This window comes from Flaviaestuariibacter amylovorans (assembly GCF_039541815.1).
In the GTDB taxonomy this organism is placed as follows: Bacteria; Bacteroidota; Bacteroidia; order Chitinophagales; family Chitinophagaceae; genus Flavisolibacter; species Flavisolibacter amylovorans.
Window position 1 is genome coordinate 193,836 of the sequence record NZ_BAABGY010000016.1, and the last position, 12,772, is coordinate 206,607.

At 61.4% G+C, this 12,772-nt stretch carries 12 protein-coding genes; 2 read left to right on the forward strand and 10 right to left on the reverse strand.

From position 1 onward, the window contains the following. Positions 1 to 98: 98 nt before the first annotated feature. The 5 genes from ABD937_RS20605 to ABD937_RS20625 all read right to left on the reverse strand — a co-directional run bounded on the left by ABD937_RS20605 (position 99) and on the right by ABD937_RS20625 (position 5,333). Positions 99 to 1,631 carry an FAD-dependent oxidoreductase gene (locus tag ABD937_RS20605; RefSeq protein WP_345257829.1) on the reverse strand — a complete coding sequence of 511 codons (1,533 nt, stop codon included), beginning with the start codon at positions 1,629 to 1,631 and terminating at the stop codon, positions 99 to 101. A 297-nt stretch (positions 1,632 to 1,928) separates the two neighbouring features. Further along, complete coding sequence (locus ABD937_RS20610; RefSeq protein WP_345257830.1) at positions 1,929 to 2,234, reverse strand: hypothetical protein; 306 nt, start codon at positions 2,232 to 2,234, stop codon at positions 1,929 to 1,931. Positions 2,235 to 2,244: 10 nt separating this feature from the next. Then, entirely contained in the window at positions 2,245 to 3,009 is a 765-nt protein-coding gene (locus ABD937_RS20615) for a TIGR02757 family protein (RefSeq protein WP_345257831.1), read from the reverse strand. Positions 3,010 to 3,017: 8 nt separating this feature from the next. Beyond that, positions 3,018 to 3,863: an alpha/beta fold hydrolase gene (locus ABD937_RS20620; protein ID WP_345257833.1), complete on the reverse strand. Its 846-nt coding sequence runs from the start codon at positions 3,861 to 3,863 to the stop codon at positions 3,018 to 3,020. A gap of 330 nt (positions 3,864 to 4,193) precedes the next feature. Then, on the reverse strand, positions 4,194 to 5,333 hold the full coding sequence (locus ABD937_RS20625; protein ID WP_345257834.1) for a cystathionine gamma-synthase: 1,140 nt from the start codon (positions 5,331 to 5,333) through the stop codon (positions 4,194 to 4,196). A gap of 339 nt (positions 5,334 to 5,672) precedes the next feature. Between ABD937_RS20625 and ABD937_RS20630 the strand changes: the two genes are divergently transcribed. Beyond that, positions 5,673 to 6,113: a hypothetical protein gene (locus ABD937_RS20630; RefSeq protein WP_345257836.1), complete on the forward strand. Its 441-nt coding sequence runs from the start codon at positions 5,673 to 5,675 to the stop codon at positions 6,111 to 6,113. A 112-nt stretch (positions 6,114 to 6,225) separates the two neighbouring features. Here the strand turns inward: ABD937_RS20630 and asnB are convergent, their stop codons facing one another. The 4 genes from asnB to ABD937_RS20650 form a co-directional block, all read right to left on the reverse strand. After that, entirely contained in the window at positions 6,226 to 8,064 is a 1,839-nt protein-coding gene (gene asnB / locus ABD937_RS20635) for an asparagine synthase (glutamine-hydrolyzing) (protein ID WP_345257837.1), read from the reverse strand. A gap of 6 nt (positions 8,065 to 8,070) precedes the next feature. Beyond that, positions 8,071 to 8,703, reverse strand: coding sequence for a DUF2911 domain-containing protein (locus ABD937_RS20640; protein WP_345257838.1), 633 nt, complete (start codon positions 8,701 to 8,703; stop codon positions 8,071 to 8,073). 486 nt (positions 8,704 to 9,189) lie between these two features. Then, positions 9,190 to 9,771 carry a DUF2911 domain-containing protein gene (locus ABD937_RS20645; RefSeq protein WP_345257839.1) on the reverse strand — a complete coding sequence of 194 codons (582 nt, stop codon included), beginning with the start codon at positions 9,769 to 9,771 and terminating at the stop codon, positions 9,190 to 9,192. A gap of 56 nt (positions 9,772 to 9,827) precedes the next feature. Next, positions 9,828 to 10,418: an acyl carrier protein phosphodiesterase gene (locus tag ABD937_RS20650; RefSeq protein WP_345257841.1), complete on the reverse strand. Its 591-nt coding sequence runs from the start codon at positions 10,416 to 10,418 to the stop codon at positions 9,828 to 9,830. A 626-nt stretch (positions 10,419 to 11,044) separates the two neighbouring features. On the opposite strand from ABD937_RS20650, the gene ABD937_RS20655 reads away from it, so the two are divergent. Next, the gene (locus tag ABD937_RS20655) at positions 11,045 to 11,488 is read left to right on the forward strand and encodes a hypothetical protein (protein WP_345257842.1); all 444 of its coding nucleotides are present in this window, start codon (positions 11,045 to 11,047) and stop codon (positions 11,486 to 11,488) included. 478 nt (positions 11,489 to 11,966) lie between these two features. Here the strand turns inward: ABD937_RS20655 and ABD937_RS20660 are convergent, their stop codons facing one another. Next, positions 11,967 to 12,737: a polysaccharide deacetylase family protein gene (locus ABD937_RS20660; RefSeq protein WP_345257843.1), complete on the reverse strand. Its 771-nt coding sequence runs from the start codon at positions 12,735 to 12,737 to the stop codon at positions 11,967 to 11,969. Positions 12,738 to 12,772: the final 35 nt, after the last annotated feature.

The window sequence follows — 12,772 nt, forward strand, 5'->3', positions numbered from 1 at the left end:
GAACACGGATGTTACGGATCGAACGGATGCATACGAATCTTACCCGTGCTTATCCGTCCAACCTGTACCATCCGTGTTCCTGTTGTTTCCCGCCGCGATCAGGAATCCAGCTCTTCGAGGTCGATGGGCTCCAGGTTCTTGCGGGCGGGGCCCGTGAGCACGTCGCCGTTCACGTCGTAGCGCGCGCCGTGGCAGGGGCAATCCCAGCTCCGCTCGGCCGAGTTCCAGTCTACCACGCACTTCGCATGCGTGCATACCGGGTTCAGGGCGTAGAGCTTGCCGCCCGCGTCTTTATACAACGCGATGCTGGTGCCCTCGTACTTCACGAGCCGGCCTTCGCCGGGTGCGAGGTCGGCCAACTCTTTCAGCGTCGATGCCTTGAGGCGCTTGCCCACGAACTGGGCCACCACGTCGGCGTTCTCCTTTACAAAGTCCATAAAGCCGGCCACCGGCTTCACGCGGCCCGGCGCGAGGAGCTTCGCGTACCCGCTTTCGCCCTTCACGATGAGGTCGCTGAGGGTCATGGCGGCGATATGGCTGTAGGTCATGCCGTTGCCGCTGTAGCCGGTAGCCACGAGCACGTTGTCGGGATTACCCGGCAGGTGCCCGATGTAGGGCAGCCCGTCGGACGGCTCGAAGTATTGCGACGACCAGCGGAACGCTACCTCGGCCACGGGGAAGTGGTTGCGCACGTGAGCCTCGAGCTTGGCAAAGCAACCCTCCGTGTTCGTTTCGTGTGCCGTCTTGTGGTCTTCGCCGCCTGCGATGAGGTAGCGCTCGCCGTCCACTTCCTGCGTACGGTAGTAGTGATACGGGTCGTATAGATCGTAGGCGAGGCCTTCGGGGTAAGCCGCTTCGTCGGAGAGCTTCGCGGCGATGGCGTAGCTGCGGTAGGGCGCGTTGCGGAAGTGCAGGAGGTTGATGCCGGGCGGGATATGCGTGGCCCAGATGAGCCAGCGGGCAGTGATGCGGGTGAAGCTGGTGTTCACGTGCAACAGGTCGCCCTCGGATTCGAAGTCCTGTACGCGGCAGCCCTGCACGATGCGGCCGCCGAGGCTTTCAAAGGCTTTGGCGAGCGCCAGCACGTAGCGCGTGGGGTGAAACTGGGCCTGCCGGCGGTACACGATGGCCTTGCGGAAGGGCAGCGGCACCGGGATCGTGTCGGTATACTCCACCTCGGCGCCGGCATTCACGGACGACTGAAAGGTCTTGTCCAGTTGCTGCTCCTGCTTTTCCGTTTGCGCATATACATAACCGTCACGGTCGGAGTGGCCGCAGTCGATGCCGAACTCGGCGATGTTGCGCTTCACGAGGTCGAGGGCGGAGCGGGCGGCGGTGTGCAGGAGGCGTGCGCCTTCCTCGCCGAAGTCCGACTCCACCATATCGTAGGTGGTATCGAAGAAGGTGTTGAGGTGGGCCGTGGTGCCGCCGGTGGTGCCGTAGCACAGCGTATGCGCCTCGGCCACGAGGCATTGCTTACCCGATTGCTGCAGCAGCAGGGCCGTGGCAAGGCCGGTAATGCCGCCGCCCACGATCAGCACATCCACCGTGCCGGGCAGCGTTGCGCCGCCAGCGTTATGATCCGATACATTATGTTGCCAGAGGGAGGTAGTAGCGCCGTCGCGTTGCATAAGTTCCGTTTTGCCCGAACGCGCAAAAAACTCATACCAGAGGAGGAATGTGCTGATGGGGTAATGGGGGAATGGGGGAATAGGGGGCGTGTTGTGCGAAGGGTGTTTACTGTGATGCGACCTGCGTTCAACAACGGAGTGAATCGAAAATGCAGCGGATCAAAAGATGCCCCGCAGAACGAGGCAACGAACCAAGAGCAACAGGTGCGACCGCGCAAGGACCACCCCAAAATCAAAGCAGCCCCAGGTATGCGCGTTTGTTTCTCCATTACCCCATTCCCCCATTACCCCATTCGATTACCAGCGATCCTCCTCCGGGATGTCTTCATCCGGCATCCGGTAGCGGGCGCGGGAGGCGGCCTTCTCGCGCTCGCGCTCGAGGAGGAGCCGGGCGAGGATGGTGCCGGCATCGCCGCCGCCGGCAGCGAGGGCGGCGCGCACGCGCTTTTCCGGAACGTCCACGCGGTAGAGCAGGCGCACCACGGAGTCGAAGTCTTCCACGATACGCTCGTTGAGGCTAGCCGCGAGCCGCACGAAATGCGCGTCTTCCTCCGTCATAAGGGCGTTGAGCCCGCGGAGCTGCTGGTCGAGGGAGTCTGCCATATGGGGTAAGTTAAAACCGTTCTTCGGCACCGAGGCTGAAAAGCGCGAAATCGTATCTCACCGGGTCGTCCGGGTCGAAGCTCCTGAGTCGGTCGGTGAGCTCCACAGCTGCCTTCCAGTCGGTGGCGGGCCGCCCGAGGAGGCCGAGCTTGCGGGCTACGCGCGCCACGTGCAGGTCCACCGGGATCACGAGGGCCGAGGGCCGCACCGCCCGCCAGAGCCCGAAGTCGACGCCCTGCCGGTCGCGGCGCACCATCCAGCGGAGGTACATGTTGAGCCGCTTGCAGGTTGCGCCTTTGAACGGAGCAGCAATGTGCTTGCGGCTACGGGGCGGCGCATCGGGCAAGCTGAACACATACCCGTAGAAATGGTCAAGCGCCGCTTCCATCCCGATAAATTTCCCGCCGGGCAGGAAGGCCGTCTCCAGCGAATCGTGCTGCGCATAATGCTGCCGGAGAAAAGCGATGAGGTAGAGGACGTCGGTGGGGTTGAAGGTGCGGTGCTTGAAGCCGAGGAAGCGCCGGAGGTCGGTGTCGGCATGCTGCGTCACGAACTGGTGCGGCGCGTCGTCCATCAGCCGCATCAGCTCGCCCGACTTGCGGAGGATGGTAGTGCGGTTGCCCCACGCAAACAGTGCGGCAAAGAAACCGGCGATCTCGATATCGGCCGGTTGGGTAAAGCGGTGCGGGATCGATACAGGATCGGCGGCGATGAAGGCGGGCGTGTTGTATTCGCGCACCTTGCGGTCGAGGAAGGCCTTGAGGTCGGCAGGCACGGCAACGCTTATTTTGGAATGGTGTCGAGGAACTGCTCCCAGTGGGATAGATAGAAGAGGTGGCCCGCGCCCGGCACGGTGTGCCATGCGGAGCCCGGCAGGCGATCGCGGAGCCAGGCCGCGGTGGCCGGCGGCCACACGTTGTCGGCATCGCCGCTCCAGATCCGCACCGGCGCTTTGATGGCGCTCCAGTTGATGAGCGCCGTATCGAGTGCGGCACGGTCGGCCTGCACGCCGGCGCCCTGGTGGCTGTAGCCCTCGGAGGCCGAGCGGAGCAGCAGGTCGCGCCACTCGAGCGAGAGGGCGATGCGCTGGTCGGGCTCCGGCATACCGGCGGCGCGGTGCCGCAGCACCCGGTCGGGGTCGGCAGCGAGCGCGCGGGCGGCGCTGCGGAAGCGCCAGCGGCCAGCGGCCGGCAGCAGGCGCTCGAGGTGGCCCACTACGGAGCGCGTGCCGGGGAGCAGCGCCTGCGCCGCGGGGTCGCCGCCGGGCAAGGCGGGAGCAAGCAGGTGGATCCCGGTAACGAGCTGTGGGAAGGCGGCGGCAAAGCCGAGGGCATAAACGGCGCCCGCGGCCCATCCGGCCACTTCCACGCGGTCGACCAATAGCTGCTCCAGCACCCAGCGGGCATCCGCGGCAATGCCGGCGACGCTGAACGGCTTGGGAGTGGACGCGCCGGTACCCGGCCGGTTGAGCACGATGAGCCGCACGCCTGCCCCCTTCAGCGACTCGGTGGGGAAGGCACTCGCCGAGCCCCCGAAGCCATGGAAGAGCAGCAGGGGCCGTCCTTCCTTCGGACCGGCGTCCTTCACTTCCAGCGTTCGTTGTTCAGGGGTGCGCAGCAGGTGATACATGGATGTGGTTAGGTCAAGTAAGAAGCCAAAAGTAAAAAGTCAAAATCCAAAAGCCCGGGATACCTTTTTGACTTTTGAATTTTGACTTCCGGAAAATCGAAAAACCGTGTCTCTAAGGCTGATTGAATTAGCGAATGCGCTGTCAAGGCCGCAAGCGGCTTGTTTTACGCGGCGGCGCGGCGAGAGGCGGCGCAACGAAGCAGCATGTGCCAATAACTTCACCGTGTATTTCTTCGTCGCGCCGTCGTGCCGTTGCGCCGCTGCGCGCAGAGGCCGCTTGCGGCCGACCATTTCTGCGCTTCCGATAAGCACACTAGTTGACACCGTCGCTTAGCCGATGGCTTGCTGCAGGTCTTCGATGATGTCTTCCACGTCTTCGATGCCCACGCTGAGGCGGATGAGCGAGTCGTTGAGGCCGTTCCGGAGCCGCTCCTCGCGGGGGATGGAGGCGTGGGTCATGGACGCGGGGTGGTTGATGAGCGACTCAACGCCGCCGAGGCTCTCGGCAAGGGCGAACACCTTGGTGGAGGAAAGCACGCGCTTCACTTCGTCCAGCGAATCGTTGACCAGCTCAAAGGAGATCATGCCGCCGAAGTCGCGCATCTGCTTTTTGGCGATGGCGTAGCCCGGGTGGTCTTCGAAGCCGGGCCAGTACACCCTGGCCACCTTCGGGTGGTTGCGCAGCCAGTGGGCTACCTTGGCGCCGTTCTCGCAGTGGCGCTGCAGGCGCACGTGCAGCGTCTTGATGCCGCGGAGCACAAGGAAGCAATCCTGCGGGCCGGGTACGGCGCCACAGCTTTTCTGGATGAAGTAGAGCTCGTCGCGGAGCTTCTGGTCGTTCATCATCAGCGCTCCCTGGATCACGTCGCTGTGGCCGCCGAGGTATTTCGTGGCCGAGTGCATCACGATGTCGGCGCCCAGGTCGAGCGGGTTCTGCAGGTACGGAGAGGCGAAGGTGTTGTCGACGCAGAGCAGTACGTTCTTCTCTTTGGCGATGGCTGCCAGTGCCGCGATGTCGGTGATGTTCATCAGCGGGTTGGTAGGCGTCTCGGCCCAGATCAGCCTGGTTTTCTCGTTGATGAGCGGGCGGATGCTTTCCGCGTCCTGCATGTTCACAAAGTGAAATACGATGCCGAAGCGGGCGAATACCTTGGTGAACAGGCGGTACGTGCCTCCATAGAGGTCATTGCCGGTGATGACCTCGTCGCCGGGCTGCAGCAGCTTGATCACCGCGTCGGTGGCGGCCACGCCGGAGCCGAAGGCCAATCCGAACCTGCCGTTCTCGATGGCGGCGTAGGCGGCTTCGAGCGCGGTGCGGGTGGGGTTCTGGCTGCGGGCGTATTCGTAGCCCTTGTGCTCGGCGGGCGCCGACTGCACATAAGTAGAGGTCTGGTAGATCGGGGTCATGATGGCGCCGGTAGTAGGGTCAGGCTCTACGCCGGCGTGGATGAACTTGGTGCCAATACGCATATATATTTCTGTTTATCTCAGATGTCAGATCTGAGATCTGAGATCACACATCTGAGATCAACAAAGATGGCGATTTCCCATATACCCGCACCAGCGCTTTGCCGCTGCTCCCAATTAACGGCCGGTTAATGGGGCTTAACGAAATCTGGCACAACAACTCATACGCGCATTTTTCCGGTCATCCCCCGTTTTACACGCTTCAACGACAGTCTTCGTATATGCGCCGGCTGTTAAGGTCTTTTAACACACCGGTCGTGTAGGACCACTTGCCACCGGCCCTCAACACGAATAGTTTCGTATCAACAAATCGCACTTTTTAAAACCTAAAAAACCATAGTTATGAAAAAAGTTCTCCTCGCCGCCCTCCTCGTAGGTGCCCAGCTGCTCGCCTTTGCCAATACAACGCCGGCCGTCAGCGAAAAGGTGCTCAAGTCCTTTCAGCAGACCTTCCAGAGCGTATCCGACGTTACCTGGTCGGAGCTCGACCACGGCTACGAGGCCCGCTTCACCTTCAACGACATCCTGACCCGCGTGGTGTACGACCGCGACGGTGTTGCCGTGAAGACGATCCGCTACTACTACGAGCAGCAGCTTCCGCTCAACCTCCTCACCAAGGTGAAATCGAGCTACAGCAGCCACAAGATCCACAGCATCACCGAGGTGACTACGGGCGATGCCACCGACTACCACATCACGCTGGAGACCGAGAAGACCTGGACGATGCTCCTGGCCGACCAGAGCGGCAGCATGAGCGTACAGCAGCGCTTCACGAAAGCCTGATCAGGGATTGTCTTTTAAGTGGATCACTCCGCAGTTCGTCGTGAGGCGTGAATCGTGAGCAGCAAGCTGTTGCTATTGGAAGCTTTCCCTGGCGCCTCACGCCTCACGAGCTTTAGTAGAGATACGATAAGGACCAGTACCGCCAGTGCTGGGATACAGCCGCATATGCACTATGCGGCTGTATCTTTTTTTGCAGCACCGGGCCGTCGAGCACCCCGTGTGCAACCAGCTTCTCCATACCGGCGCGGATCGCCTCCTGCACCGCGGACGTTTCCATCCATTGCGCCTGCGGCGGCTCGAAGCCGGTTTTGCCGGCTTGCCAGGCAATGGGCGCGGGCAGCAGGTCGCGGACCGACTCGCGGAGGAGCCACTTCGTCCAGCCGCCGCGGATCTTGAATTGCGGCGGGAGGCGAAACAGGTATTCCACGAGCTCATGGCTTAAGAAGGGAAGCCGTACTTCTACGGAGTGCGCCATGCTGTTGCGGTCGGCGGTGCGCAGCAGCTCCTCGAGCCCGTACTGGAAGGTGTTGTAGGATAAGGCGCCGTTGAGCGTGAACTGCGCCGGTACGGTGTAATAGGATTCGCCCCGGTAGCGGGCCGCCCATTCGGGGTGGAGGCCCGGGGTGCGGGCGGCGGCCTTTCCCTTGCGCCCTTCGAGCAGGGAGGATGCAAGGTCGGGGAAGAGCGCGGCCACGCGGTGGATGCTTTCGAACGGCTCGGTGACGCCGTTGCGGCGCGCGGCTTCGAGCTCGCCGCTGGCGCCAAGGCGCCGCGCGCGGTACAGCTCCTGCCAGTACCAGCGGTAATACTTGTTGTAGCCTGCCAGGATCTCGTCGGCGCCCTGCCCGTCGAGGAGCACCGTGACGCCGCTGCGCTTCGCTGCCTCGTATACTTTGAACTGCGCCAGTGCGCTCCCCGACCCGATGGGCTCTTCCTGGTGGTGCATCACGCGGTCCATCAGCGCCGGCACCTCGCCTTCGTGAATGCGCACGAACTCCTGCTGCAGGCCCAGGTGCTGTGCCACGAGCCGGGAGCGTTCTTCTTCGTCCTTTTCGAAGCCCGGGAAGATCGCGGTGAAGGCCTTATGGGTGTAGGTGCCGCCGGCCTGTGTGCAGAGCGCGGCCACCGCGGCGCTGTCGATGCCGCCGCTGAGGCTGGTGCCTACCGGCACGTCGGAGCGGAGGCGGCGCGTTACCGAGGCGCTGAGCAGGGAGCGGAATTCTTGCACCGCCCGGTTGTCGTCCACCTGTATTTCCACGGTATCCGCTTCCGAGTATCGCTCCACGAGCGCGCCTTCGTCGCCGGGAGCGAAGTGGAGGCAGTGGCCGGCGGGCAGCTTCCACACATCCTGGTAAAAGGTTTCTTTCCCGTCGCGGGGGTTGCCGGTATAGCCGAGGGTCAGGAAGTTGAAGGCCATGGCGCTGTTGACCGTCTTCGGCACACCGAGGGTCCAGAGGGCTTTGAGCTCGGAGGCGAAGCGGAGCGCTTCCCCGTCGAACGCAAAGAAGAAGGGCTTTTCGCCGAAGCGGTCGCGGGAGGCAAAGAGTTGCTGCCTGCCTTCATCCCAGAGGGCGAAGGCAAACATGCCGTCGAAACGCTGTACGCAGCCGGCGCCCCAGGCGGCCCACGCGGCCAGCAGCACCTCGGTGTCGGAGCCGGTGCTGAAGGCATGGCCCAGCGCGCGGAGCTCGTCGCGGAGCTCTACGTAGTTATACAGCTCGCCGTTGTAGACGAGCGTGTAGCCCTTGCCGTAATGAAAAGGCTGCAGCGAGCGCGGGTCGGGATCGATGATCGAGAGGCGGTTGTGGGCGAGGGCGCAGCGTCCGGATGGGCCCTGCCAGCCGCGTCCGCCTTCGGGGCCGCGGTGCTGCAGGCAGCCGATCGCAGCCGTGAGCGGCGCTTCCGCCACGAGGCGGGTATTGGAGGAAACGATGCCTGCCAGTCCGCACATACCGGGTCAGAATTTAAACGGAAGGCGCGTCAGCACATCGTCCCAGGCCATCACGAGCTCGGCGCCGTCGTTGACAGGCTCAAACACCATCGTGAAGAACTCGAACGGCTCCGGCGCTTTCTGCACGGGGATGGGAAAGCGGTGCACGTCTTTGGCCGGATCGAACTTCAGTCCCCACGCGTAGAGGCCTTTGTTGAAGACGATGGTCCACTCGGTGGGCGTGGGAATGCAGTACAGCACGTAGCGCCCGGCGGGTACGCGCACGCCCTGGATGGTGGCGGGACTGAACAGCTCGAGCTCGGTGGCTTCGTTGGCGCCGAGGCGCCAGGGCTCGTTGTAGCGGAGCAGTGCGCCGAAGAGGGCGCGTCCGCCCTTATGGGGGCGGCTGTAGAGGACGCGCGCGAGGGGCACGTCGGGCGCCTGTCCCGAGGCGCGTACCTGCGGATGATCGATCGGGTAGTAGCTGACGTCCATGGGTGAAAGGTCCACCGGCGAGAGGCGGTTGGCGAACACGCTCTTGGGCAGGGGCGCGGTATCGCGCTGCACGAGGGAGTCGCTGGCCGGCACGCCCGGCGCCCGTTCGTTGGTACACGCAGCCATCAGCAGGATCAGTCCACAAAGCGCAGCGGCTGTTTTCATGGGGAAAAATTAAGGGATAAAAGCCAATCGGAAGGCGAGAGAAGGAAAAGAAGGGATTTTCACCGCTAAGCAGCGAAGGGGCTAAGGTATTCGCTAAGGAGAACGCGTTTATTGGTCTATTAGTTTCTTGGTAAGGGTCGCTTCGGTGCAGCATTCCTTAAAATAGCAGAAATCATCATGATGCCACGCAGATTTGGTCGCAGCCACTTCGATATTCGATATACCCTGTTTTCCCAAGGTTAAAGCCATGGGCTGGCTCAAATCGAAAACCCATAGCAAAGACTATGGGCTCGTAGGGCGAACCGTACCTTTTTCCTTTTTCAATTGTTCTCCCAACCGTAGGACGCACCCGGCATCGCTACCCGGAAATCAGAAATCTGAAATCACAGATCTGAAATCAAAAAGGCCGCGCGTCAGCGCAGCCTTTCACTTAGCGAATACCTTCGCCTCTTAGCGGTAAAAAAACGCTTATGCTCCTTTACCTTCTTACTTGAGCGAGATCGGCACGCTCACCCGGGCGGTATCCCAGGCGATGACGAGCGCGGGGCCGGCGGCGGTCTTTTCGAAGAGGAGCGTGAAGGGCTCTACGGGCTCCGACAGTCGCTCTACCGGCACGGTGATGCGGGCGGCGTCCTTTTTCTCGTCGTATTTAAAAGCGCCCCAGGTGTCGGTCTCCTTGTTGAAGATGACGGTCCACTGGTTGTTGTTGACGATGGCGTAGATGGTGTATTTGCCCTTGGCCAGCTTGCGGCCGCCAATGCGCACCTCGCGGAAGAACTCGATCTCCGAGGCTTCGTTGGCGCCGAGGCGCCAGACCTCGTTGAGCGGCACGAGCTCGCCGAACACTACGCGGCCGGACTTCAGCGGGCGGCTGTAAATGGCCCGGGCCAGCAGCGGCTCGGAGGCCTTGTCCTGGATCTTGAGCACCGGGTAGTTGGCCGGGTAATAGGCCATGTCCATGGGCGACTTATCGATCGGCGGGGGCGTCAGCTTGATGGGAGCGCTGGTTTGGGCACCGGCGGAAAGGGCGAGGCAGCAACATGCGAGGAAGGCGAGCAGGCGATTCATGAAAAAAAGCATTAGGGCACAAAAGTAAAAACGGGCGCCCCAAATAGATGCGCCGCTCAGCCAATAAGTTGCTCCAGCTGCCTTTTTGCGTAGTCTTTAACATCGGGTGCCAGCGCGGCATAGCAGGTGCCCAGGTGGTCGTAGTGCTCGTTGAAGAGGCGGAAGGCCGTTTCGGAGTCGGTGAGGTAGGCGGCACGGCGCACGAGTCCGCCGAGGCTCCGGGCGATCCCCTCGCGGAGCCGGTAGCCGTAGAGCCAGTTTTGTCCTTCCATATAAGGAAGCAGGGCGGCAAAGCGCGGGGGCAGCCCTTCGGCATGCTGTTGCAGCACGCGGTAGACGCTTTGGGCGAAGGGGGCGAGGGCGCCTTCGGTAAACTGCGCGGGGTCGTTGGCGAGAAAATGATCGTAAACGACATCCACGATGGGCCCGCTGTAGAGGCGGTAGTGGGCGCGGAACGGCTCTTTGGCGGCGGCGGTGGCGGGATGGGCGTCGGTAAAGGCGTCGATGCGGCGGTGCAGCTCCATGCCGGCCTGGACGCGCTCAGGGTAATCGTACCGGGTCCGGCCCTTCACGAAGTCGGCGATCATATTGCCCACGAGCACCTCGGGATGCCCAAAGGAGAAATACGCGTGGGCCAGGTAGTTCATGCCGTCAAGATACGGCGCGAAGCGCCGATTGCGCTTCGCGGATCTCAGATGGGGGATCTCGGATCTAAGATCTGGGCTGGCGCACGCTGGGGGATCTCAGATGTGTGATCTCAGATCTCAGATTTATTGCTGCCGCACGCCGGGAATCTCAGATGTGTGATCTCAGATCTCGGATGTATTGCGGACACGCGACAGGAAGATCAGCTGATCGGTAGGTCCAGGCGTGGTAGAATGCATACCTATATAGTAGGAGACGCGCTATGTCACCCAAATAAACCGGTTGGTAAGCGATAGGAACAGATCCAACTGGAACAGATCTCAGATCACCGATCCGAGATCTGAAATCCTCTTTGCCGTTTATCCCTAAAATCCGGCCTTTCTTACCGGAATTTTTCCGTTTTGCCTTCCGGAGGGTCGGGCCGGGCATTGGGGTGTTCATCAAAAAGCCGGGGGTATTCATACGGGCAATCCGGCAATTCATCCGCCTTAACAAATCAGCAAGCCCCGCGAGCGGGCGTTCTTACCGGTTCCGCTCCTACCAATTGGCTTGTGCCCCCCTGTAACGAAATCTACTTTTGACCCGTCAAACGAAGCAACGTAATTACAAAAAACTAAATAGAACCGTTATGAAATTTCTCTTTATCCTCCTCCTCGCCTCCCTGACCACTCTGGTGAGTAGCGCCCGTACCGTTACCGATGATGTGACTCCCGCTGTACTCGAATCCTTCAAGAGCACCTTCGGCGCCGCCAAGGAAGTGGGCTGGAGCACCTCGAGCCAGTACATCAAAGCCCAGTTCACGCTCGACGGCCAGCACATCAACGCCTTCTACAACCCCGCTGGCGAGCTCATCGCCCTCACCCGTAATATTACGGTGAGCCAGCTGCCCGTGATGCTCCAGGCCGCCCTGAAAAAGGAAGCCGCCGGCGCCTGGATCTCCGATCTCTGCGAGTACTCCACCGACGAGGGTACCGCCTACTATGTAACCTTGGAAAATGCCGATATGAAAATCACCCTGCGCTCCAGCTCCAACAGCAGCTGGACCAGCTTCCAAAAGATCCGCAAGATCTGAACGACGTTTTAGTGTGTGTTTTGGCGGCCCCGGTCTTTACCGGGGCTTCTCTTTGCCCCTGCTGCGCGGGGCAAAGGGAACAAGGAACAGGGGATGTGGGAAGGGATTTCGATGGGCGAGGCGGTATGCTGCCAGGGTCCGGTGAGAGAAGGAACGCAGATTATACGGATTGGATACGATGGGCACCGATGCGCTGGCCACAGCCGTTTCGCCACTACGGCCTTTAGATATGATCAGGTGGTACGATGGAGAAAGATAGCCTTGAAGCGACCAGCCGCATGCCGACAGGCTTCACCTGGCGAAAACCTTAGCCTCTTTCCCTGCCCGCCTTTGCTAAAGCCATGGCGGGCTATCTGAATGCTTAAAACACCTCCTTCACTTCACCCGCCTTCCGTTCCGTGTTCCCTGTTCCTTATTCCCTGTTCCATTGTTGTTCTTCTCCGGACCCTGGAGCAACCCGTATTTCTACATTCCTTGTTCAATATTGGATATTCCTCACGTATTCCGCCATCGTCACAAACTGCCCTTCCTTCCCGAGGTCCTTCACGAGGCGCTCCAGCTTCTGCACGAGCGCGGGGCCACAATCGCGGCGCACATAGCCCGGAAGCTGGTACCTGCGGATGTCGGTAAATTCCCAGGGATGGAAGTACAGGCACACGTAGCCTTCCTGCCGGAGTGTGTGCCGCACGAGGCGGAGGAAATACGCGTAGGGAAAGTTCTTGAAGGCCAGCCAGAACAGCGGGATGCGCCATTTCGGCGTTACCGACACCGGGAACTCCAGCAGCCCCTCTTCCCGGAACGGGCGCCGGGGCACCCGCAGGTTGTTGTACCGGCCCGGGATCCAGGTCGGGTTCACCGACGAATTGTACGTGTAGCCCGCTTCCAGCACCGCCGCCGGCCGCACGTCGCGCATCCGCGGCATCCGGAGCCCCGTTACTTCCTGCCCGCTCACCTCTTGCAGCAGCTGCCGCGACGCCAGCAAGTGACTTTCCTCAAAACGCGTATGGTAATACGTATGCGAGGCGATCTCGTGCCGCTCCGAAAGCCCACGCAAAGCCGGCGCATATTGGGAGGCAAAGTACGCCGTGGTGAACAGCGTCGCCCGCACTTCCTGCAGCAGAGGCTCCAGCGCCACCAGTCCCGCATAGCCCACACGCAACTGCTCCCCGATCGGGATCGACTGTCCGTATTCCAGCGGCAGGTCGAATTCTTCTACGTCGAACGAGAGCAGGATCTGGGGGGACAACAAGGGGGGAATGTTTTGGAGGTTTTGGAGGTTTTAAA

What these genes read in the sequence shown, in the direction of transcription:
- ABD937_RS20605 (WP_345257829.1), bottom strand. Translation starts at nt 1,631, where the DNA reads ATGCAACGCGACGGCGCTACTACCTCCCTCTGGCAACATAATGTATCG.
- ABD937_RS20610 (WP_345257830.1), bottom strand. Translation starts at nt 2,234, where the DNA reads ATGGCAGACTCCCTCGACCAGCAGCTCCGCGGGCTCAACGCCCTTATG.
- ABD937_RS20620 (WP_345257833.1), bottom strand. Translation starts at nt 3,863, where the DNA reads ATGTATCACCTGCTGCGCACCCCTGAACAACGAACGCTGGAAGTGAAG.
- ABD937_RS20625 (WP_345257834.1), bottom strand. Translation starts at nt 5,333, where the DNA reads ATGCGTATTGGCACCAAGTTCATCCACGCCGGCGTAGAGCCTGACCCT.
- ABD937_RS20630 (WP_345257836.1), top strand. Translation starts at nt 5,673, where the DNA reads ATGAAAAAAGTTCTCCTCGCCGCCCTCCTCGTAGGTGCCCAGCTGCTC.
- asnB (WP_345257837.1), bottom strand. Translation starts at nt 8,064, where the DNA reads ATGTGCGGACTGGCAGGCATCGTTTCCTCCAATACCCGCCTCGTGGCG.
- ABD937_RS20640 (WP_345257838.1), bottom strand. Translation starts at nt 8,703, where the DNA reads ATGAAAACAGCCGCTGCGCTTTGTGGACTGATCCTGCTGATGGCTGCG.
- ABD937_RS20645 (WP_345257839.1), bottom strand. Translation starts at nt 9,771, where the DNA reads ATGAATCGCCTGCTCGCCTTCCTCGCATGTTGCTGCCTCGCCCTTTCC.
- ABD937_RS20650 (WP_345257841.1), bottom strand. Translation starts at nt 10,418, where the DNA reads ATGAACTACCTGGCCCACGCGTATTTCTCCTTTGGGCATCCCGAGGTG.
- ABD937_RS20655 (WP_345257842.1), top strand. Translation starts at nt 11,045, where the DNA reads ATGAAATTTCTCTTTATCCTCCTCCTCGCCTCCCTGACCACTCTGGTG.